The organism is Streptomyces hebeiensis, from assembly GCF_052983195.1.
The window spans coordinates 973,413-992,655 of the sequence record NZ_CM129812.1; the positions used below are offsets into that span (position 1 = coordinate 973,413).

Consider the following 19,243-nt stretch of genomic DNA (forward strand, 5'->3'; position numbering starts at 1 on the left):
ATGGCCGAAAACGCATCCTTCGAACGGCCCTCTTGGGAACTGCTTTACCTCCTGCGGTAGTTCTGAGAGCGTTCAGCGCCACATCGTTCGACTCGTCGAACGACTCAAGCCCATGAAGGAGTGGACGCCACGATGGTGTTCAAGAAACTGCTCGGAGCCCTCGGAGTGGGCGGTCCCTCGGTCGACACCGTGCTGGACGGTGGGCCGGCGGTACCGGGCGGCACGCTCTCCGGCCAGGTCCGCCTGCGCGGCGGCCAGGCCGACGCGCACATCGAGGAGATCACGCTGGACCTGGTCGCCCGCGTGGAGGCCGAGGGCGAGGAGGGCGAGCACGAGGGCACGGTGGTCTTCGACCGGGTCACGGTCGGCGGCGGCTTCCGGCTGTCCGAGGGCGCGGAACAGGTCGTCCCGTTCTCCCTGACCCTGCCGTGGGAGACGCCCGTGACCCAGCTGTACGGTCAGGCCCTGAGCGTGGTCCTCGGGGTGCGGACCGAACTGGAAGTGGCCGGGGCCCGGGACAAGGGCGACCTGGACCAGCTGGAGGTGGCCCCGCTGCCGGTGCAGGAGGCGATCCTGGAGGCGTTCGGGCAGCTGGGCTGGGGCTTCAAATCGGCCGATCTGGAGCTCGGCCGCATCGGCGGCACCGGCCAGCGGCTCCCGTTCTACCAGGAGCTGGAGCTGACCCCGCCGGAGCGCTACGCGCACGCGGTGAACGAGATCGAGGTGACCTTCCTCGCCACGCCCACCGGCATGGAGGTCGTGATCGAGGCCGACAAGCGGGGCGGGTTCTTCTCCGAGGGGCACGACGTGCTCACCCGCTTCACGGTGGCGCACGACGACCTCCACCGGACGGACTGGAACGCCCTGGTGGAGTCCTGGATCCAGCAGCTCGTCGAACGCCACGGCGCTCGCGGCGGCCACGGCTCGGCCCCGTACGGCCACCAGCCCTCGTACGAGGGCGGTCACTACGGCCACGGTGACGGTCACTACGGCCACTCCGAGAAGCACCACGATGAGCACCGGCGTTCGGGCCCGAGCACCGGCGCCGTGGTGGCCGGGGTCGCCGCCGGTGTGGCGGTCGGCGTGGTCGGCGGGATGGTGGCGGCCGAGGTCGTGGACGAGATCGGCGACGCCTTCGAGGGTGACGACGAGGAGGAGGGCGAGGAGGGCTGACTCCTCCCCCCTCCCGGGGTCTGGACAGCAGTCCGCCCGGACGGCCGTTTCCGGCCTCCCGGGCGGACTGGACGCCTACGGAGATCAGCTCGCCGGCTCCCAGACGGGCAGCCAGACGTCATTGGCCGCCCCGCCCGACGTACACGTGTACTGGATCAGCGGGTTGCCCTGCCCGACGCCGCCCTTGACGTTCAGGCACTTCCCGTTGGACCTGACGACCAGCTGGTACCCCTTGCCCTTCGGCACGAACTTCCACTGCTCGTTGGCGCCCGAGCCACATGTGTACTGGATGACCTCGGCGCCGTTCTCGTTCCCCCCGCCCCTGACGTTGAGGCACTTGCCGCTCCGTACGGACGCCAGCCGGTAGTAGCCGTTGCCCGTCGCGGTGGCGTCCCAGCGCTCGTTCGATCCACCGGTCCAGGGGTACTGGATGACCGGCGCCCCGTTCTCGGTGCCACCGCCCTTGACGTTGGCGACCTGTCCCGGGTCGGAGGCCAGTCGCAGGCTGAGCCGGTCCACCGTCACGGCCCTGGCCCCCGCGGCATGCTCCGGCTGGGCCGACGCGGCGGGTCCGGACGCGGACAGGGCCAGCGCCACTCCCATGACGGCGACGGACGTGGCGACCCAGTTCCGCTTCTTCGACGACATCGTTCCTCCTGGTGGCTGCTCACGGCCGGAACGTCCGGCCGGGGAGGAGACTGCCGGGCCCTCGACGATCTCGGCGAGCCATCACCGGGCAAACAACTCCTTCGTGCTATTTGCGGCGATACGGACGTTCGAGCACCCCGAACGCGGTTGCCACTCCGGGCCTCTCCACTCACTCGGGCGGTGTACATCGCCCGTGGTTGACGCACCGGCATCGGGGCGGCGCGGCCGGGGAAGGACTGGCAGGACGACGGAATTCGCACGGGCCGAGGAGGTGCGCATGCGGATCCAGATCGGTCGATCCGGTACGGGCAGCGGTACGGACACACGAGAGGGAGCGGACGAACCGTCCGGGCGGGACGGCGCGACCGCCGGGCGGGACCGGTCGCGGAGCCCGGTGCCCGGACCGCGCGCGCCGCATGCGCCGGAGTCCCGGCGAGGATGGTCCGGACCGTGCCGGACGGCCGGAGTGATCGGGGAGTTCGGGCCGGGCGGCCGGTTCGCCGCGCTCCTGGCCTCGCCGTGGTGGCGTGGGGCGGCCGCCGTGGTGGCCGGAGCGCTGTCCGCCCTCGCGTTCCCCGAGCCGTCCTGGTGGTGGTTCGCGTATGTCTCGCTCGTACCCTGGATGCTGCTCGTACGGACGGCGCCGACCGGCCGGCGGGCCGCGCTGGACGGCTGGCTGGGCGGCCTCGGATTCATGGTCGCCGTGCATCACTGGCTGATACCGAGCCTCCATGTGTTCATCGTCGTGCTGGCGGCGCTGCTCGGGCTGTTGTGGGCACCGTGGGGGTGGCTGGTGCGTGCCGTGCTCGGCGGGTCTCCCTCCGCGCGCCGGGCGGCCGCCGCCCTCGTGGTACTGCCCTCGGGCTGGCTGATGGTCGAGCTGGTCCGGTCCTGGCAGGGACTCGGCGGGCCGTGGGGCGTGATGGGCGCCAGCCAGTGGAGTGTGCCGCCCGCCCTTCGACTGGCCTCCCTCGGCGGTGTCTGGCTGGTGAGCCTGCTGCTGGTCGCGGTGAACACCGCGTTCGCCGTGCTGATATCGGTCGCCCGGGCACGGCTCGTGGCGGCCGTGGGCCTCGCTCTGTGCGCGGTGGCCGCCGCCACCGCCTGGACCTGGGCGCCCCGGCCCGCGCCGGCCGGGCGGGTACGGATCGCGGTCGTCCAGCCGGGCGTCTTCGCCGGGCCGGACTCCGTCGAGCGCCGGTTCGCGCGCGGTGCCGAGCTGACGCGTGCGCTGCGCGGCCAGGACCTCGACCTGGTGGTCTGGGGTGAGAGCAGCGTCGGCGCCGATCTCGCGGCCCGTCCGGACCTGGCGGCCCGGCTCGCCTCGCTCTCGCGTGCGGCCGGTGCGGGCATCCTGGTGAACGTGGACGCGCGCACCACGGACGCGGCGGGCCGGGCCGGCATCTTCAAGCGCTCCGTCCTGGTGGGCCCGGACGGCCCGACGGGGGATACGTACGACAAGATGCGACTGGTCCCCTTCGGGGAGTACATACCCGCCCGGACGGCACTGGGCTGGGTCACGTCGATGGGCAAGGCCGCGGGCGAGGACCGGCTGCGAGGCACAGGGCAGGTGGTCATGACACCACCGGGCGAGGACGCCGGCGGACCGCGGACCGGGACCGCGTTCGGCCCGCTGATCTGCTTCGAGACGGCATTCCCCGACATGAGCAGGCAGTTGGTCAGGAACGGCGCGCGCGTGCTGGTGGCGCAGTCCTCGACCTCGTCGTTCCAGGGCAGTTGGGCACCGGAGCAGCACGCCTCGCTGGCCGCGCTGCGCGCGGCGGAGACCGGCCGTCCGATGGTGCACGCGACGCTCACGGGCGAGAGCGCGGCCTTCGGGCCGGAAGGCGAACGGGTGGGCACGCCGATCGGGACGGAGCGCCGCGGAGCGGAGGTGTACACGGCTCCCCTGGCCCGGGGCACGACTCCGTACGTCCGGTTCGGCGACTGGCCGGTCCGTGGCGCACTCGCCGTGCTGGCCGTGTTCGGCGCGGTCGTGGGCGTCCGGACCCTGACCCGCCCCTCGCCCGCACCGCGCGTACCGTCGACTCGCACCGCCCCCGCGGATGCCGCGGATCCCGGTCAGAGCGGATAACGCCTGGCCGAACGGGTGACCCGTGCCGCAGGATGGCCGGCATGACGACGATTGAACGTACCGTGCCCTCCACCGTCGCGGGTGAGCGCGCCATGCTGGAAGGCTGGCTGGACTACCACCGCGCGACCTTGGCGGCGAAATGCGCGGGGCTGTCCGACGCCCAGCTCCGGCAGACCTCCGTGCCACCGTCCGAGCTGAGCCTGCTGGGCCTCGTCCGGCACATGGCCGAGGTGGAGCGGGCCTGGTTCCGCCGAACCCTGGCCGACGAGGACGCCCCGCCCCTCTACTACGACGAGACCGACCGCGACGGTGACTTCCATGTGGACGGGGACGCCACATGGGACGAGGCGTACGCGACCTGGCAGGCCGAGATCGCCCGTGCTCGGGAGCTGGCCGGCCCGCTGGACCTCGACGCCCTGGGCGAGGGGCGGCGCGAGCGGACCACCGGTGAGCCCTACAGCCTGCGCTGGATCTTCACGCACATGATCGAGGAGTACGCCCGGCACAACGGCCACGCGGATCTCCTGCGGGAGCGCGTCGACGGCGCGACCGGCGACTGATCCAGCGCTCGCGCGCCAGAGGCCGCCCCGACGCCACGTTGACCACTGTCACCCGTCCGGACCAATACAAGCCCTTTTGCCGCCCCATCTCCCTTCCCGGCCACCAGAGTTGCGCGTGTGTACAAGACGACAAGCACGGTATGGGCCCTGGTGGGGGTGACGGTCACGGCCGTCTCCGGATGCATGGCCGTGGCGCCCGGCCCCACGCCGGAACCGGGCCCTCGTCCGGGGCTGACCGGTGCGGCTCCCCGGGCCGGGGACGCGAGGGGCACGCGGATCGTTCAGTCGCCGGCGCGCGAGGCGCTGGAGAGGATCGCGCCCGTCGCCGGAACGCCGCGGCCGGCCCCGCGCGTTGCCCCGGAACCCCGCCGCCCCGCGCACGGCCGGACGAGCGGGCCCGGATACGGCTCCGGGCACCTGGCCGGGCGGCCCGCCGTGCCACTCCCCCGCCCGGGAAAGCCCTCCGAACGCCCCGCCCAGCGGCTCTCCCCCGTACCACCGGCGGCGGCCGCGCTCGCCACCGATGTGTGCGCGATCGGCGAGACATACGGCCGGTGGGGAGAAGAGAGCCTGTCGGACCGGGTCTGCCGGGACGTGTACGGGAGATGAGACCTCTCCCGGCCCGCTCCCCCGGCAGGCCGGGGGCGGACCGGGTCCGGCCGCCGTTGTCCGCACCTCACGCGAACCGGTGTGACCGGGGTTCGAGCCCGGGGCCGACAGGCGGCCCCGGGTCGGCGCTCACGTCTCCCGCAACCACCGCTCCAGCCGGTCGATCCCCGCCCGGACCCCGTGCCCGCACCCGGCGCCGCCCAGGGCGTCCGCCGCACGTCTCGCCCGGTCGAGGTGAACGCGCGCGGCGTCCGGCCGCTGAAGCTTCACATAGTCCTCGGCCAGGTTGAGGTGGAGCGAGGGATACAGAGCGCGCAGCGCCTCCGACTCGGCGCCGGCCGCCCTCGGTCGCGCTCCTCCCGCCCCGCCCCCCGGACGGGCACCGTCCTCCGGGCCGATCGGGCCCATGCCCGCCGCCGCTCCCCCGCCCTCCGGGCCCGCACCGCCGTCACCCGTCGGTCCGTCTGCCGCGGTCAGCGCCCGAAGGTCCCAGGCCAATTCGTCCCCCGGGTCGTCCTGGGTGTCCGCCAGGTAGTGCGCGAGGGTGCAGCGGTGCAGCGCGTCCCCCGACTCACCGATCTCCGACCACAGTTCGCCGAAGCGATTGCGCGCCTCCTCGCGGTCACCGCCGTGGAGCAGGATGACCGCCTGCCCGATCCTGGTCATGACGGCGTCCGCCGACGCCTCCCGTCGCTCCGCCACTGCCGCCTCCGCTCTCACCCGCACCGTCCGGTCCGTCGCCGGTGTCCGCCGGACCAGACGCTATCGGGCGGGGCGGGCGATCCACTTCAGGCTCGGGCCCGGCGACCGGCCCTGTCGGCCCCGAAGGGTCGAAAGGGCGGGACAGGGCCGGCGGAAGCTCGCCGAAGCAGCCACCGGTCACCCGAGGTCGGGGATACGCCAGTCGATCGGCTCGTGTCCCTGCGCGGCGACCGCGTCGTTGATCTGCGTGAACGGCCGTGATCCGAAGAACTTCTTCGCCGACAGCGGCGAGGGGTGCGCGCCCTTGACCACCACATGGCGCTCCGTGTCGATCAGCGGCAGCTTCTTCTGCGCGTACGCCCCCCACAGGACGAACACCGCCGGGTCGGGCCGCTCGGCCACCGCGCGGATCACCGCGTCGGTGAACTTCTCCCACCCCTTCCCCTTGTGGGAGTTGGGCTCCGCCTCACGGACGGTCAGCACCGCGTTGAGCAAGAGGACGCCCTGCTCGGCCCATGGCATCAGATAGCCGTTGTCCGGCACCGGATGACCGAGCTCCTCCTTCATCTCCTTGTAGATGTTCCGCAGCGACGGAGGCGTCTTCACGCCCGGCCGGACCGAGAAGCACAGTCCGTGCCCCTGTCCCGCGCCGTGATAGGGGTCCTGCCCGAGGACGAGGACCTTCACCTTGCCGTAGGGAGTGGCGTCGAGCGCGGCGAAGACCTCCTCGCGCGGCGGATAGACCGGCCCCTTCGCCCGCTCCTCCTCGACGAAATCGGTCAGCTCCTTGAAATAGGGCTTCTCCAGTTCATCGCCGAGGACGCCGCGCCAGGACTCGGGCAGCATGTCGGTGTCGGTCACGTCAACAACCTCCGGTAGCAATCACCTGTCTGCCACAGAACCTACCGGGGACCACTGACAACGCCTCACGCGCTCGGACGCCGCCGCCCGCCGACCCGACGTCGGGCACCGTCGCCCGGCGCGCCTACACCACGCCCGCGTTGAGGAAGATCCCTCCGTCGATCACCATCGTCTGTCCGGTCGTCCACGCCGACTGTTCCGAGGTGAGGAACGCGACGGCACCCGAGATGTCCTCGGGCACCCCGAGCCGGCCCAGCGGGTACGCGCCCGCCACCTCTTCCTCGCGGCCCTCGTACAGCGCCCGCGCGAACCTGGTCCTGACGACGGCGGGGGCCAGGGCGTTGACCCGTACCCCCGGCGCGAACTCGTGCGCCAGTTGCAGCGTCAGGTTGATCATGGCCGCCTTGCTCATTCCGTAGGCGCCGACGAACGGTGCCGCGGACAGGCCCGCGACCGACGCGATGTTCACGATCGCGCCGCCGTGCTCCTTCTGCCAGGCCGCCCAGGTCCGCTGCGCGAAGCCGAGTGCGGAGAGGACGTTGGTCTCGTACACCTTGCGCGCCACGCCCAGGTCCAGCTCGGCGATCGGGCCGAAGACCGGGTTCGTTCCGGCGTTGTTGACGAGGAAGTCGACACGGCCGAACTCCGCCATGACGCGGTCGACCGCCGCCGCCTGGTGCGCCTCGTCGTGCGCCTTGCCCGCCACCCCGATGACCCGGTCGGCCCCGAGCCGCCCGACGGCCTCCCGCAGGGCGTCCTCGTCACGTCCGGTGACGCACACCCGGTCGCCCCGCGCGACCAGAGCCTCGGCCACGCCGTAACCGATTCCCCGGCTCGCGCCGGTGACCAGGGCGACCTTCCCGCTCTCCGGTACCCGCTCCACCATTTCCGTCACTCCGTCGCTCCCCCGCTCCGCCGTCTCCCACGCCTCGTTCGCCCCGTCGGGCCCGGTGCCGGTCGCGGCACTAGTTCAGCGGGCCGCCGGCCACGTACATGACCTGCCCCGAGACGAATCCGGCGTCGTCGCCCGTGAAGAAGGCGATGGCGCCCGCGACGTCCTCCGGCCTTCCGACGCGCTGGACCGGGATCTGGGCGGCGGCCGCGGCCTGGAAGTCCTCGAATTTCACGCCGATCCGGGCCGCCGTCCGGGCGGTCATCTCGGTGACGATGAACCCGGGGGCCACGGCGTTGGCCGTGATCCCGAACTTGCCGAGTTCCTTGGCGAGCGTCTTGGTGAAGCCCTGGAGACCGGCCTTGACCGCGGCGTAGTTGGCCTGGCCCCGGTTACCCAGGGCGGAGCTGGAGGACAGGCTGACGATTCGGCCGAAGCCCGCGTCCACCATGTGCTTCTGACACGCCTTCGACATCAGGAACGCGCCCTTGAGGTGGACGTTCATCACGGTGTCCCAGTCGGACTCGCTCATCTTGAAGAGCAGGTTGTCCCGGAGCACGCCCGCGTTGTTGACGAGGATCGTCGGCGCGCCCAGTTCGGCGGCGACACGGTCGACCGCCGCTTCCACCCGCGCGGCGTCGGAGACGTCACAGCCGACCGCGAGAGCGGTGCCCCCGGCCGCGGTGATCTTCTCGACGGTGTCCCCGCACGCCGACTCGTCGAGATCGAGGACGGCGACCGCGCGGCCCTCGGCCGCCAGCCGTACGGCGGTCGCGGCGCCGATGCCGCGTGCCGCCCCGGTCACGACGGCGACACGCTGCTCAGTGGTGGACATCCTGATCTCCTCGCCCTGGGAACCTGGATCTGCGACTCTCACACGGCCGACGTGGCTGATCTGGCTGATCCGGCCGGCGTGGCCCAAGCGGCCGACGCACTGAGCAACCGCTTAGTACCTTCGGCAGACGAGACGCTAGAAGCCACGGCACCCGGTGTCAACGGCCCCGGGACCAGGAGGGGGACCCGCGCTCCCGGCACCGCCCTCGCCGTCAGCGGACCAGCAGGTCCAGCAGCCGTTCCGCCTCGGCCGTCGGGTCCGCCGTCAGTCCCGTGTGGACGGGGCCCGGCTGGACGACGGTCGAGCGCGGCGCGATCAGCCAGCGGAACCGCCGCCCGGCGTCGTCGCCCGCCGCCTGCCCGGCCTGCTCGCCGCCCTGGCACACGCCCTCGACGGCGCGCAGCGCCGCCCGTACCCCCTGGACGTCGGCCGCCGGGTCGAGGGCCAGCAGCTTGGCCTCGTCCAGGTGCGTCCTGGCCGCCACGTAGGACCGCGCGCGGCAGTAGACCAGCACCCCGGCGTTGAAACACTCACCGCGCTCCACCCTGGGCACGACGCGCAGCAGCGCATACTCGTAGACGTCCCTGCCGTCCCTGTCTTCCGCGTGGCCCTTGCCGCTCACCGGCCGCCGCCCTTCTCCTCGTTCGCCCCGCCGTCCCGCCGGTCCTTCCGCCCCGCCGCGTGCGGCCAGGGCGTCAGGTGATCGGTCAGCCAGCCGGGCGGCTGCGCGGGCCCGGTACGGACGGGCGCGTCGAAGGTGATCCGCTCGTGGATCGTCGCGGCACGGGCCAGCAGCGGCTCCAGGTAGGCGCGTCGCAGCGCGTCGGCGGAGTCGAAGCCGGGCTCGTCCGCGAGCCACTCGTCGGGCACCTCGGCGGTGATCGCGTCCAGCAGTTCCTCCGTGACGAGCGGCGCGAGCTCCGCGGCGGCCGCGGCGACGTCCGGCCCGAAGGGAACGAGGACATGGTCGGAGGCGTTGTACGGCTTGGCCGCGGACGCCCGCGCACCCGGCCAGTTGTGCTGCCAGATCATGCTGGCACCGTGGTCGATGAGCCAGACATCGCCGTGCCACACCAGCAGGTTGGGGTTGCGCCAGGACCTGTCGACATTGTTGATGAGGGCGTCGAACCAGACGATCCTCCCGGCTTCCTCCGGAGCCACGCGGTACGCCAGCGGATCGAACCCGATCGACCCCGGGAGGTAGTCCATCCCGAGGTTGAGCCCCCCGCTCGCCTTCAGCAGTTCCTGCACTTCCTGGTCCGGCTCCGACAGTCCGATGACCGGATCGAGCCACATCCGCACCAGCTCGGGAACGCGCAGGCCCAGCTTCCGGGCGAGCTGACCGCATATGACCTCGGCCACCAGGGTCTTGACGCCCTGACCCGCTCCGGTGAACTTCATGACGTACGTGCCCAGGTCGTCCGCCTCGACGATCCCGGGCAGCGATCCCCCCTCACGCAAAGGCGTGACATAGCGGGTCGCTACGACTTCTTCCAACACTTTCCCAGGCTACCCATCTCTTCAGCCTTACCATCCACGGACGATTCCTCCGGGGCGCAGAGGCAGGAGTCACCGGTCGACGGCGCTGGGGAGAATCCGGGGAGTTTCGGCCGGCAAGCCGGTCTCCCCGCTCCCCAAGCAGACCGCCGATGGTGCCGCGTCCCCTGCTGCCGGCTTCCGGCATGAGGTGAGCATAGTAAGGGTGATCGCCGGCGAGGAGTGTCCGAGCCACCGAGCCAGGGTCACGACGGACCTTCGCCCGGTCCCGGGTGATGTCCGCGGGCTTGTCTCGGTGGCGGCCGGGTCCTCGCCGGAGAACCGGTGATGACCCGCCAGTCCGTGCCCGGTCCCCGGCTGCCCGGGCTCCCGGCCCTCCGGCACGAGGACGTCGAGTTGCTCCGCAGCACGGGGACGGGAATGAAGCGCGGGATGTGGTATTTCGCCGCGGTCTTCCCGCCGCGGGTGCGGCAGGGACTGCCGGCCGGCGCTGCACACTTCGGACAGTCGTTTCGTGGGCTTCCGCAAATCGCGACCTGCGGAAACAGGATCGGCTCGGGGGCTCTCGCGGAGCTCTCGCGACGGGTCATTCATGAGAGGACGTCGGGACGGGCGGGGTGGTCATGGTCCTTTGTGCGGGCGGATGAGGAGCAGGGCGATGTCGTCGTTGCGGGGTGCGGTTCGTTCGGCGTGCTCGAGGAGTGTGTCGGCGAGGGTTTCCAGGCTCTCGGCGGGTGCGGTTGCCAGTCGGTGGGCGAGGGCGGTGGTGGCGTCGTCGATGTCGGTGCCGGGGGTTTCGACGAGTCCGTCGGTGTACAGGGCGAGGACGGCACCGGGCGGGAGGGGGATGTCGGTGGTGGGGTAGTCGGCGTCGGGTTCGATGCCCAGCAGGAGCCCTGGGGGCAGGCGGAGGGTGTCGGTGCGGCCGTCGGGGTGGCGGAGCAGGGCCGGCGGGTGTCCGGCGTCGGCCAGGCGCACACGGTGATGGGGCAGGTCGAGGTGGGCGATGAGACAACTGGCGAACAGGCCGGTGTCGAGGTCGCACAGGAGGCGGTTGGTGCGGGAGAGGACGTCGCCGGGTGAGGAGCCGGTGGTGGCGTGGGCGCGTACGGCGGTGCGGATCTGTCCCATGAGGGCGGCGGCAGTGGGGTCGTGTCCTTGGACGTCGCCGATGGCCACGGCGGCGGTTCCGTTGGCGAAGGGGATGATGTCGTAGAAGTCGCCGCCGATGTCGATGCCGTGGCCGGCGGGCCGGTAGCGGGCGGCCGCTTCCAGGCCGCGGACGCGTGGCAGGGTGCGGGGGAGCAGGCCGGTCTGCAGACTGTGGGCGAGGGCGTGTTTGGCGTCGTAGAGGCGGGCTCGGTCCAGGGCCTGGGCAATCAGGCCGGACAGTGAGCTCAGCAGCGAGCGTTCGGCGGGTGGGAACGGGCGAGTGTGATCGTAGGCGAGGACGAGAGTACCGACCGGCCGGCCGGAGACGATCAGGGGAAGGAAGGCCCAGGAGGCCATCTCGTCCTGGTGCACTGCCGAGGGGTACCTCCTCTTGAGGTCGGCGAACGTGGGGAAGAAGCCGGGGACGCCGGCGGTGATGGCGCGCGCGGCGGGGGCGTCGGCGGTCATGGGTTCCGCGTCGAAGCGGGCCATCAGCTCGGGGCCGTAGCCGCGGTAGCCGGTGATCCGCAGTCGTCCTTCTTCCACAGCCAGCAGGGCCATGGCTTGGGGGCCGAAGGCGGGCACGATCTGGTCGGCGGCCAGCTCGACCACGTCGTGAACGCTGACCGCCTCGGCGAGTGCGGCGGCGAGGTGCGTCAGGTGGTACAGCGCGCTCGCCCCGACCGACGGGGCCGCGCCCGCGGGCCGCGGCCCTTGCTCGGTGGTGGCAGGCTGCCCGGCGGCGGGAGTGATGTGGACGCTGATGCCTCTGTCGTCCGGGTAGAGCTGGAAGAGCAGCCAGGTGTCGGCTGGGTTCCTGGCGGTGAAGGAGGCGGGCCGGCGGGAGACCGCCGCCGTCCGGTAGGCATCTTCGAACACGGGATCGTGCATCCACAGGAGCACCTCCCACGGCCGGTTGCCCAGCAGGGCGGCGGCGTCGGCACCCACCAGCTCGACGCCGGCAGGATTGATGAACGTGATCCGGCCGTCCAGGTCGAGGGCGCAGCAGCCCACCGGCAGGCGGTCGGTGAAGTCCAGAGCCGCCGCGGCCTGGGCCGGGTCGGTGTCGCGGGACGGCCGTGCCAGGAGCAGGCGGGGTTCGTCCGACAGAAGCAGCGGACGGCCACTCTCGGTGGCCTGGTCCAGGATGGCTGCCGCGCGGCGGCAGCCGGCGGCGATGGCCTCTTGCTCAGCCGCGCTGAGCCGCGGCGGGTGCCAGACCGGCCACAGCAGCACCATGCCACCCCACACGGCAGTGGCACCGATGATCGGGGCCGCGGCAAGCATGAAATCGTACGGCAGGACGATCCCGACCTGGGGATAGCGGCGCGCGATGTCCTCCTGGCTGCCCAGCCACAGCAGCCGCCGCTCCCGCATGGCGTCCGCCACCGGGATCGAGGTGCTCACGGGGACGCGGGTCCACGGGGCGGCGATCCGCCGGGACACACCCGAAGCCATCTCCAGCCGCAGCACCGGCTCCCCAGGAGGCAGCAGATAGAGCAGGCCCACCGATGCGCCGGTCTCCCGCACCACATCGGCCAGAACGGAATCGGGCAGGATCCCGCCGGAACCGGGAACAGCAGCAGACCGCACGGCCGTCACCCGCTGGGGCCGGCCCGAGCAGCGCCGCGCAGGCGCCCGAAACGGCTGCGGGCCGCCTCCGCGCTGATGCCCAGCCCCGCGCCGGTCTGCTCCCAGCTCGCCCCAGCCCGCCGGTCCGCCACCACCGCCGCCCGCACCAGCTGCCCCGCCAGCTCAGGAACCTGCGCGACGGCAGCACAGTGCCACGGGGCGGGCGAAACAGGCGAGGGCGGCTGTGCGGGAAGCTGCGCGACGCTCCTCACGTGCAGCAGCAGGACCTCACCGGCCTCGGCCACCCTGTCCCGGGCGAGCTTGGCCTCCCGCCAGCGGCGCCGGGCCCGCCAAGCCGCCTGCCGGTGCACAGGCCGACAGTACCGGCGCCCGTGTGCCACCGCCCCCGGCAGCGGAGCCCCGCACCAGTCACACCGCACGTCACCCATACAGGAACGATATGACCGAATTATGTCGACAGCATCATCGGTCACAAGTTGCCGGTCGATCCTGGCCGCTCCCGCGCCTCCTGGTCGATGCCCTTGGGTATCCACTTCACCGTGACCCAGCCCCCGAACGCGTCCGGGCCCTCGTCGAGCCGCTCCAGGGCGCGGGTGGCTCCCGGCTCGACTGGACATTCGTCACCACCGGTCTGCCCGACGCCGTCGCCGCCGCGCGCGAGCGCGCCGAGGCGTCATCGACGGACAGCGGAGAACACCTCGACGTCACCCTCATGGGCGGCGGCGCCACCATCGCCTCGGCCCTCGACGCCGGACTGGTCGACGCGCTGACGCTGCACTGCGCCTGGCACCCGTCGTACCGGGCGCCGGGACACCCCTGTTCACCGGCGGAACGCCCCGCACGCCGCGGCGGCGGAGCGTGCCCCCGAGAACGACCGCGACGCACCTGGCCCACGACGTCCTCTGACGAAGTCGTCGCCGGGACCTCACAGGGCGTGGCATGGGACCAGATGACGGCAGGTCAATGGAAGACACGGGCATCCCAGGGCGCACAACATCGGGCCGAACAGGGGTACTCGGATGCCTTCGCCCGGCGGCTGTCATCCGTGAGGGAGGCCACCGCGAGCATCGCGGCCGTGTCCCCGTTCTGCCTGGCGAGCCGGTGCCACGTCCGGTGCGGCGGCCAGCACCGCCGTTCCTTACGAAGGCCCTCTCGTTGAAGTCGTGGTGCCGGTGTGTGCTACCGGGGGGATGGGCGGTCCGGTGGGCTGGGGCGGCCGAAGAGGAGGTCGTAGCCTGCGGGGAGTTGGAGCAGGATTTCCTTGAGCAGGTCGTCGTCGGCTGTGTCGGCGACGGTGCTGAGGACGGCGCTGACGTCCCAGGCCGCGGTCTGCTCGGTGGCCCCTTCGATCCAGGCCGCGGTAGCCCGCACGAACCGCTCCGGCGGCAGCGGCTCAGCGCTCTGCAGCGGGTTGAGGAGGATCAGGGCGAAGTCTTCCGGCAGCCGAGCCGCCAGCCGGGCGCGTACCTCGCCGACCAGGTGGGCTCCCAGCAGGGCCAGCACCACGCGGGCCACGCGCTCGGCTTCCCGCGGTGTGTCGTACTCGCCGCGTTCCAGCACATGGGCGAGAAACGCTTCCCGTCGCGCGGTCACGTCGGCCGTCACCCCTTTCTCGGACCGTGGGGCGCGGAGGACGGACGAGGGGGGATCGGATGCCCGTCCTCCGCCGCTGTTCAGCCCCTCTTCGGGTCCGGCTTCAGCCGGAGATCTCCTTGTGGCCGGATCCGACGTCGATGGCGATCTTGCGGGGCTTGGCGCGCTCGGCGATCGGGATGCGCAGGGTGAGCACGCCTGCGTCGTAGTCGGCCTGGATGTGCTCGGTGTCCAGCGAGTCGGCCAGCACGATCTGGCGGGAGAAGACACCCAGCGGCCGTTCCGACAGTTCCATCTGTGCGTCGTCGGCCTTCGCCACGGGCCGGCGCTCGGCCTTGACGGTCAGCATGTTCCGCTCGACGTCGATGTCCAGCGCGTCCGCGCTGACGCCGGGGATATCGAAGGCCACCACGTACTGGTCACCCTCGCGGTAGGCGTCCATGGGCATGGAGGACGGCTGCGACCAGGTCCCCGGGCCCATCAGCTGCTGAGCCAGCCGGTCGAGTTCGCGGAAGGGGTCAGTGCGCATCAACATCGGAAAACACCTCCCAGGGGTTCGGCAGTTGCTGCCAATGCGCCTCACTGGAACCGTTGTACCATGTCGTCCAGTGGATGACAAGTAGCGATGTCATCCAAAGGGTGACCACTCAGGGAAGAGTCCATGCCCCCAGCCGACCAGTCCGACCTCGCCCGGCGCCGACTCGACCGGCCCAGTGCCCTTCCTCGCCACCGCGGCAGCCCTTCAGGCCCTGGACGAAGCCCTGCGTGCCGCCTGCGCAACCGGCCCGGACCCGCCGGAACCACCGGCGAACAACGCGTCCAGGCCACCCGCGAACGTCGCGCCGCCGAACGCGCCAACACCGCCTGGGCCCGCCGCAACGCAGCCGGCCTGCGCCGCGTCGCCGGTCAGATCACCGCCCTCACCGACCTGCCCACCGCGGCCCGCCTCCCGCTCGGCCGGCTCCACGAGGCCCTCGCCCACCACGACCCCGCCGAGCTCATCCACCCCCTCAACGCCACCCGCCCGTCGCCCGTTCTCGCGTTGAGGAGCGTGAGTGCGCGGCGGGGGGTTTCTCTACGGTGGATCCATGCCGGCCAGACCCGTTCCAGCCCGAGGCGTGCGTGCTCACCTCATCACTCCCGACGGTCGACGCCTTTCCTATCTCGACTTCGGTCCGGACGGGGGCCGGCCCCTGCTGGCGCTGCACGGGCACCTCGGCGAGGGCGCTGACTTCGCTGAGCTGGCCGGGGCCCTCGGTTCTGACGGGTGGCGGGTGTTCGCGCCCGATCAGCGTGGACACGGAAGCTCCGACCGAGCGGAGCGGTACGACCGGAGCGGATACCTCGACGATCTCCGTATCCTGCTCGACCACCTGGGCCTCGGCTGCCGTGCCCTGCCCGTCCTCGGGCACTCTCTCGGCGCCATCAACGGCTATCACCTCGCCGCGGACCGGCCCGGCACGGTAAGCGCCCTGATCAATATCGACGGGCCCGCGTATCTGCCCCTCCTGGACCCCGTACCGCTGTCCTTCCTGCTCGAGCTGCCGTACACCACCTCCACACGCGAGGAACTCCTCGCCGCCTGCGGTCCCCTGGCTCCCCTGCTGGAGAACGGAGTGCGGCCGCACCACGACGGCTGGCGGCTCGCCTGTCACCCCAAGGACATGGTCGACTCGGACACCCGCGTCCTGGGCGACCACTGGCGGCAGTGGCTGGGCTCCGACTGCCCCGCACTGCTCCTGCACGGCACGGCCAGCACCGTTCTGCCCACCACTCAAGCCCACGAGATGGCATCCCGGCGCCCCGGCACCCTCCTGGCCGAACTGGACGCCGACCACTGGGTGCACCTGCGCAAGCCGCAACAGTCGGCGCACGCAATCCGCCGGTTCCTCAATGGCTGCTCATGAGCAGCCACAGGCGTGAGGGCCCGGGCAGCCATGACGGCTGTCCACGAGCCTCACTCTCGTGGGGAAGCTCTCGGCGGCATCGTGGCGGGGGCGATGACCATCCTCATGCACCTGAGGTCGATGGGAACGGCACTGGGAGAGGTGCTCGTTGACCCCACGTACATATGTTCTGGTTTTCAGGGGTTCCTCAGGTTGCGCGGCGCAGAGGGACGACGACGGCCTCGCTCCACCTGTACAGCACTCAGCCCCGACGCCGCTCCGCCCGCAGGAACCGCGCCGGCCTGGTGGCCGCCGCCTCCCACGGCAGCCGCGTCGCCTTCCAGGAAGGCTTGGACGCCACGAGAACGATCCCCCTCACTTCGGCCGCTGCCTCGTCTCGAGGCACTTTCCAAGCCGAGCCGGCCACCCGGCGTGGTCGGATCCGGCCGGATCCTGGTCTTCCGCCCTGCGGGCAGGGCACTCCGGGGTGAAACGTCCGCTCTGCGGCGGCTGATCGCCGATCATCCCCGATGATGGGACCGCCGGAGCAACGGACCAAGCAACGCTGAAAGGTGCGCACATGGCAGTGGAGGACGGCACATGGCAGGAGGACCGCGTCGCGGGACGGGTGTGGACTGTGCGCCTGGACCCCTACGGCAGCCCCTCCGCCGGCACGGTCCGGCTCTCCTGCTCCCGCCCGGCCTGCCCCGATCAGCGCTTCCCCGGCGGCGCCGCCGCGGGACGCAAGGCCGCCGTCGAACACGTCAACCTGCACCTGGCCCACATCCGCGCGGGCGGCGGGCCACGCGACGAGGCGTGGTGCGCCTGCCGCACCGTCGACTGCGCCTGGCACACCCCGGACCCCGCCACCGGACCACGACCACGCGGCGGCACCCGGCCGGCGGCGGGATCAGCGCGGTGCGGCGGCCCGATGGCCCTGACCGTGTACGCGGACCGTGCCGGAAGACTGTGGCGGATCGCGGAGGTGTGCGCACGGTGCGCGGCCGCCACCCCCGAATGCCGTGTCCTGGACACCGCCGCGCCCCCGGCCCGCACCACCCCGGCCGGGACGGACCGGGTGGCGCACACTCCGGCCGCCACGCCGGGGAACGGTGTTGCGGCGGTCTTCTCCGACCATGCTCCCTCCCCGGTGACCGGTGCTTCTTCCTCCCCCGCCACCGCACCAGCATCGGTCCCCCGTGCTCGCGCCGCCTCGCCGGCCAAGGCGTCCCGGCGGGCGAAGCGGTGGGGGAAGATCGCGCAGCGGATCGTGCCGCACGACCTCGAGCCCGACGTCCTGCGCCTGGAGCTCATCGAGCTCGGGGACGCCTTCCGCGCCTACCAGCAGTGCACCGAACCCGACCTTGCCCTCCTCGCCGAACTCCACGAGCGCAAGGCCCGCGCCTTCCGTCTGTGGGCCGACGTCAGCGGCGACGGCTCCCTGCGCCACGACGCACACCGAGCCGAGAAGGCCGCGCAGACCACCCGCGAGATGCACGCCAACCGTGGTGGCCTGCCCATCGGCGACACACCAGACGACAACGTGCCGGCAGTGCAACGGCTGCTGACCCGGCAACAAGCCGCACACGCCCGCACCGTGCTGGACTACGTCCAAGCGCACGCCCCGCACCCGGAGCCAGAGGCGCGCCTGACGGTACTCATGATCACGCTACGGGCCGCACGCGCCGGCACCGGGAACGTCACCGGACAGGACCTCACCGGCTGGCTCCCCGACGATGCCGAGCGGGTGCTTCAGCAGCTGGTCGACGCCGACTGGCTGCGCCTGCCCGGCACCGTCGCCGAGGTCATGGCCTCCCGTCCCGAGGACCCCGTCGCGGTCACCATCCCCGCGCTGCTGCCCGAGCAGGCACGCCCGTTCGCCTTCGGCAAGACCACCCGCGCGAGGATCTCCGGCTGGGCACAGAAAGTCGTAGGCGACCGGAAAATCCGCAAGAAAAAGGCCCCCGCGGCCGCCCGGCTCCTGGCCCTCTACACCGCCGCCCACACCCGCCCCGACGGCCGCCTCGGATGCGCCGAGGACGGCGGGCTGCTCCTGGACCAGGCCGCCGCGTTCTGTGCCCTGCCACCCGACCAGGTCGTCGAACACGCGGAACTGCTGGTCGCCGCCGACTGGCTCGCCGAAGCCGACGGCGCTGGAGACCGGTTGCGCGGACAGCTCACCGAGCGCGTCCTCCCGCTGGGAGGACTGCTGTAGGGCTCCGGCCCCCTCTGCCCAGAGTGTCAGGACAACTGCGTTTCACCCCTCGATCCGTACGAGGACATGGAGGTCACCCCTCTGCTTCCCGAGCAATCCGTCGATGGCGGTGCGACCCTGTGTGTTCCGGCCTCCGGCATGCTCGAGGCATGGGTACGCCGTAATCGTCGGGCCGGACGGCGGCTTCGACTGGACGGCGCCCGACGAGGAGGTCTTTCGCTTCTGGCCGACCGGTCACGGGCAACCGCAGCAATTGCAAACGGGCAACCGCAGCAATTGCAAGGCGTGGGAGCTTTCCGGTGCGAAGGCCGCCGTCGGCCGGGCCACAGTCAGCGCGGACGGCGGCCATCGGGGCACCGGCCTGCTCCATCCGCACCTCCCCGCCCCGTACGAGGACCAGAGAGGCCCAGGGGAGGCGGCTCCCTGTCTCTCGGGCTCGCGGAGTGCTCAGTCGATACAGAACTCGTTGCCCTCGATGTCCAGCATGGGGATGCACGACTCGTTTTCCTCGTCGGCATACAGCGTTTGCACATGGGTCGCGCCGAGCGCGACGAGTCGTGCGCACTCGGCTTCGAGCGTGGCGAGGCGCTCGTCCCCCACGAGCCCGGTGCCGACCCGGACGTCGAGGTGCACCCGGTTCTTGACGATCTTGCCTTCGGGGACGCGCTGGAAGTACAGGCGCGGTCCCACACCTGAGGGATCACTGCAGGCGAACCACGCACCCTGCTTCTCAGGCGGCAGGGTGCGGTTGAAATCGTCCCACGTGGTGAATCCCTCCGGCGGCGGCGGTGCGACGTACCCCAACACCTCGCACCAGAAACGAGCGAGGCGCTCAGGTTCTGCGCAGTCAAAGGTGACTTGGAACTTCTTGATCGCTGGCATCGGCGCACCATAGCAGGCGCCAAGTGACCAAACCGGACAGTCCGCGAACG

At 71.8% G+C, this 19,243-nt stretch carries 19 protein-coding genes and 3 pseudogenes; 9 read left to right on the plus strand and 13 right to left on the minus strand.

Annotation, left to right across the window (positions count from 1 at the left end; all coding sequences use genetic code 11):
* Positions 1-132: 132 nt before the first annotated feature.
* The gene (locus ACU6P3_RS04145; protein WP_447195968.1) at positions 133-1,173 is read left to right on the plus strand and encodes a sporulation protein; all 1,041 of its coding nucleotides are present in this window, start codon (positions 133-135) and stop codon (positions 1,171-1,173) included.
* Between the two features lie 84 nt (positions 1,174-1,257).
* Here the strand turns inward: ACU6P3_RS04145 and ACU6P3_RS04150 are convergent, their stop codons facing one another.
* Positions 1,258-1,821 (minus strand): RICIN domain-containing protein, encoded by a 564-nt coding sequence (locus ACU6P3_RS04150; RefSeq protein ID WP_447195969.1) that lies wholly within the window; start codon positions 1,819-1,821, stop codon positions 1,258-1,260.
* A gap of 277 nt (positions 1,822-2,098) precedes the next feature.
* Here ACU6P3_RS04150 and lnt point away from each other — a divergent pair, with 277 nt between their 5' ends.
* From lnt to ACU6P3_RS04165, 3 genes are all read left to right on the plus strand, one after another.
* Positions 2,099-3,916, plus strand: a complete 1,818-nt coding sequence (gene lnt, locus ACU6P3_RS04155; RefSeq protein ID WP_447195970.1) for an apolipoprotein N-acyltransferase — start codon at positions 2,099-2,101, stop codon at positions 3,914-3,916.
* Between the two features lie 41 nt (positions 3,917-3,957).
* Positions 3,958-4,476 carry a DinB family protein gene (locus ACU6P3_RS04160; RefSeq protein WP_447195971.1) on the plus strand — a complete coding sequence of 173 codons (519 nt, stop codon included), beginning with the start codon at positions 3,958-3,960 and terminating at the stop codon, positions 4,474-4,476.
* A gap of 117 nt (positions 4,477-4,593) precedes the next feature.
* Complete coding sequence (locus tag ACU6P3_RS04165; protein ID WP_447195972.1) at positions 4,594-5,085, plus strand: hypothetical protein; 492 nt, start codon at positions 4,594-4,596, stop codon at positions 5,083-5,085.
* A 129-nt stretch (positions 5,086-5,214) separates the two neighbouring features.
* Here ACU6P3_RS04165 and ACU6P3_RS04170 read toward each other — a convergent pair whose 3' ends face one another.
* The 9 genes from ACU6P3_RS04170 to ACU6P3_RS04210 form a co-directional block, all read right to left on the minus strand.
* Entirely contained in the window at positions 5,215-5,787 is a 573-nt protein-coding gene (locus ACU6P3_RS04170; RefSeq protein ID WP_447195973.1) for a hypothetical protein, read from the minus strand.
* A gap of 177 nt (positions 5,788-5,964) precedes the next feature.
* The gene (locus ACU6P3_RS04175) at positions 5,965-6,648 is read right to left on the minus strand and encodes a uracil-DNA glycosylase (RefSeq protein ID WP_030755635.1); all 684 of its coding nucleotides are present in this window, start codon (positions 6,646-6,648) and stop codon (positions 5,965-5,967) included.
* 124 nt (positions 6,649-6,772) lie between these two features.
* Positions 6,773-7,534: an SDR family oxidoreductase gene (locus tag ACU6P3_RS04180; protein WP_030755636.1), complete on the minus strand. Its 762-nt coding sequence runs from the start codon at positions 7,532-7,534 to the stop codon at positions 6,773-6,775.
* A 79-nt stretch (positions 7,535-7,613) separates the two neighbouring features.
* The gene (fabG, locus tag ACU6P3_RS04185; protein WP_447195974.1) at positions 7,614-8,375 is read right to left on the minus strand and encodes a 3-oxoacyl-ACP reductase FabG; all 762 of its coding nucleotides are present in this window, start codon (positions 8,373-8,375) and stop codon (positions 7,614-7,616) included.
* A gap of 211 nt (positions 8,376-8,586) precedes the next feature.
* Entirely contained in the window at positions 8,587-8,997 is a 411-nt protein-coding gene (locus tag ACU6P3_RS04190) for a DUF3037 domain-containing protein (RefSeq protein WP_447195975.1), read from the minus strand.
* On the minus strand, positions 8,994-9,875 hold the full coding sequence (locus tag ACU6P3_RS04195) for a HipA family kinase (RefSeq protein ID WP_447195976.1): 882 nt from the start codon (positions 9,873-9,875) through the stop codon (positions 8,994-8,996). Before ACU6P3_RS04195 ends, ACU6P3_RS04190 begins: the two co-directional genes overlap by 4 nt.
* A 242-nt stretch (positions 9,876-10,117) precedes the next feature.
* Positions 10,118-10,462 carry a zinc finger domain-containing protein gene (locus ACU6P3_RS04200; RefSeq protein WP_447195977.1) on the minus strand — a complete coding sequence of 115 codons (345 nt, stop codon included), beginning with the start codon at positions 10,460-10,462 and terminating at the stop codon, positions 10,118-10,120.
* A 31-nt stretch (positions 10,463-10,493) separates the two neighbouring features.
* A complete protein-coding gene (locus tag ACU6P3_RS04205) occupies positions 10,494-12,617 on the minus strand; it encodes a SpoIIE family protein phosphatase (protein WP_447195978.1) in 2,124 nt (707 codons plus the stop codon).
* A 5-nt stretch (positions 12,618-12,622) separates the two neighbouring features.
* On the minus strand, positions 12,623-12,967 hold the full coding sequence (locus ACU6P3_RS04210; RefSeq protein WP_447195979.1) for a hypothetical protein: 345 nt from the start codon (positions 12,965-12,967) through the stop codon (positions 12,623-12,625).
* Between the two features lie 254 nt (positions 12,968-13,221).
* On the opposite strand from ACU6P3_RS04210, the pseudogene ACU6P3_RS04215 reads away from it, so the two are divergent.
* Positions 13,222-13,523: pseudogene (locus ACU6P3_RS04215) on the plus strand (dihydrofolate reductase family protein); the annotation flags it as partial.
* 273 nt (positions 13,524-13,796) lie between these two features.
* Here the strand turns inward: ACU6P3_RS04215 and ACU6P3_RS04220 are convergent.
* Together ACU6P3_RS04220 and ACU6P3_RS04225 are read right to left on the minus strand one after the other, a co-directional pair.
* Positions 13,797-14,210, minus strand: coding sequence for a DUF2267 domain-containing protein (locus tag ACU6P3_RS04220; RefSeq protein ID WP_447195980.1), 414 nt, complete (start codon positions 14,208-14,210; stop codon positions 13,797-13,799).
* Between the two features lie 103 nt (positions 14,211-14,313).
* Positions 14,314-14,745 (minus strand): Hsp20/alpha crystallin family protein, encoded by a 432-nt coding sequence (locus ACU6P3_RS04225; protein ID WP_447195981.1) that lies wholly within the window; start codon positions 14,743-14,745, stop codon positions 14,314-14,316.
* A 237-nt stretch (positions 14,746-14,982) separates the two neighbouring features.
* Here ACU6P3_RS04225 and ACU6P3_RS04230 point away from each other — a divergent pair.
* From ACU6P3_RS04230 to ACU6P3_RS04245, 4 genes and pseudogenes are all read left to right on the plus strand, one after another.
* Positions 14,983-15,237: pseudogene (locus ACU6P3_RS04230) on the plus strand (type III effector protein); the annotation flags it as partial.
* Between the two features lie 91 nt (positions 15,238-15,328).
* Positions 15,329-16,117 carry an alpha/beta fold hydrolase gene (locus ACU6P3_RS04235; protein ID WP_447195982.1) on the plus strand — a complete coding sequence of 263 codons (789 nt, stop codon included), beginning with the start codon at positions 15,329-15,331 and terminating at the stop codon, positions 16,115-16,117.
* Between the two features lie 559 nt (positions 16,118-16,676).
* Positions 16,677-18,311, plus strand: a complete 1,635-nt coding sequence (locus ACU6P3_RS04240; RefSeq protein ID WP_447195983.1) for a hypothetical protein — start codon at positions 16,677-16,679, stop codon at positions 18,309-18,311.
* Positions 18,312-18,573: 262 nt separating this feature from the next.
* Positions 18,574-18,687, plus strand: a pseudogene (locus ACU6P3_RS04245) (IS5/IS1182 family transposase); the annotation flags it as partial.
* 71 nt (positions 18,688-18,758) lie between these two features.
* Here the strand turns inward: ACU6P3_RS04245 and ACU6P3_RS04250 are convergent.
* Entirely contained in the window at positions 18,759-19,193 is a 435-nt protein-coding gene (locus ACU6P3_RS04250; protein ID WP_447195984.1) for a VOC family protein, read from the minus strand.
* Between the last annotated feature and the right edge of the window lie 50 nt (positions 19,194-19,243).

Excerpts from the sequence above, each read along its gene's own strand:
- ACU6P3_RS04240 (WP_447195983.1), top strand. The coding sequence starts at position 16,677 with ATGGCAGTGGAGGACGGCACATGGCAGGAGGACCGCGTCGCGGGACGG.
- lnt (WP_447195970.1), top strand. The coding sequence starts at position 2,099 with ATGCGGATCCAGATCGGTCGATCCGGTACGGGCAGCGGTACGGACACA.
- ACU6P3_RS04180 (WP_030755636.1), bottom strand. The coding sequence starts at position 7,534 with ATGGTGGAGCGGGTACCGGAGAGCGGGAAGGTCGCCCTGGTCACCGGC.
- fabG (WP_447195974.1), bottom strand. The coding sequence starts at position 8,375 with ATGTCCACCACTGAGCAGCGTGTCGCCGTCGTGACCGGGGCGGCACGC.
- ACU6P3_RS04200 (WP_447195977.1), bottom strand. The coding sequence starts at position 10,462 with ATGACCCGTCGCGAGAGCTCCGCGAGAGCCCCCGAGCCGATCCTGTTT.
- ACU6P3_RS04160 (WP_447195971.1), top strand. The coding sequence starts at position 3,958 with ATGACGACGATTGAACGTACCGTGCCCTCCACCGTCGCGGGTGAGCGC.
- ACU6P3_RS04150 (WP_447195969.1), bottom strand. The coding sequence starts at position 1,821 with ATGTCGTCGAAGAAGCGGAACTGGGTCGCCACGTCCGTCGCCGTCATG.
- ACU6P3_RS04225 (WP_447195981.1), bottom strand. The coding sequence starts at position 14,745 with ATGTTGATGCGCACTGACCCCTTCCGCGAACTCGACCGGCTGGCTCAG.
- ACU6P3_RS04145 (WP_447195968.1), top strand. The coding sequence starts at position 133 with ATGGTGTTCAAGAAACTGCTCGGAGCCCTCGGAGTGGGCGGTCCCTCG.
- ACU6P3_RS04250 (WP_447195984.1), bottom strand. The coding sequence starts at position 19,193 with ATGCCAGCGATCAAGAAGTTCCAAGTCACCTTTGACTGCGCAGAACCT.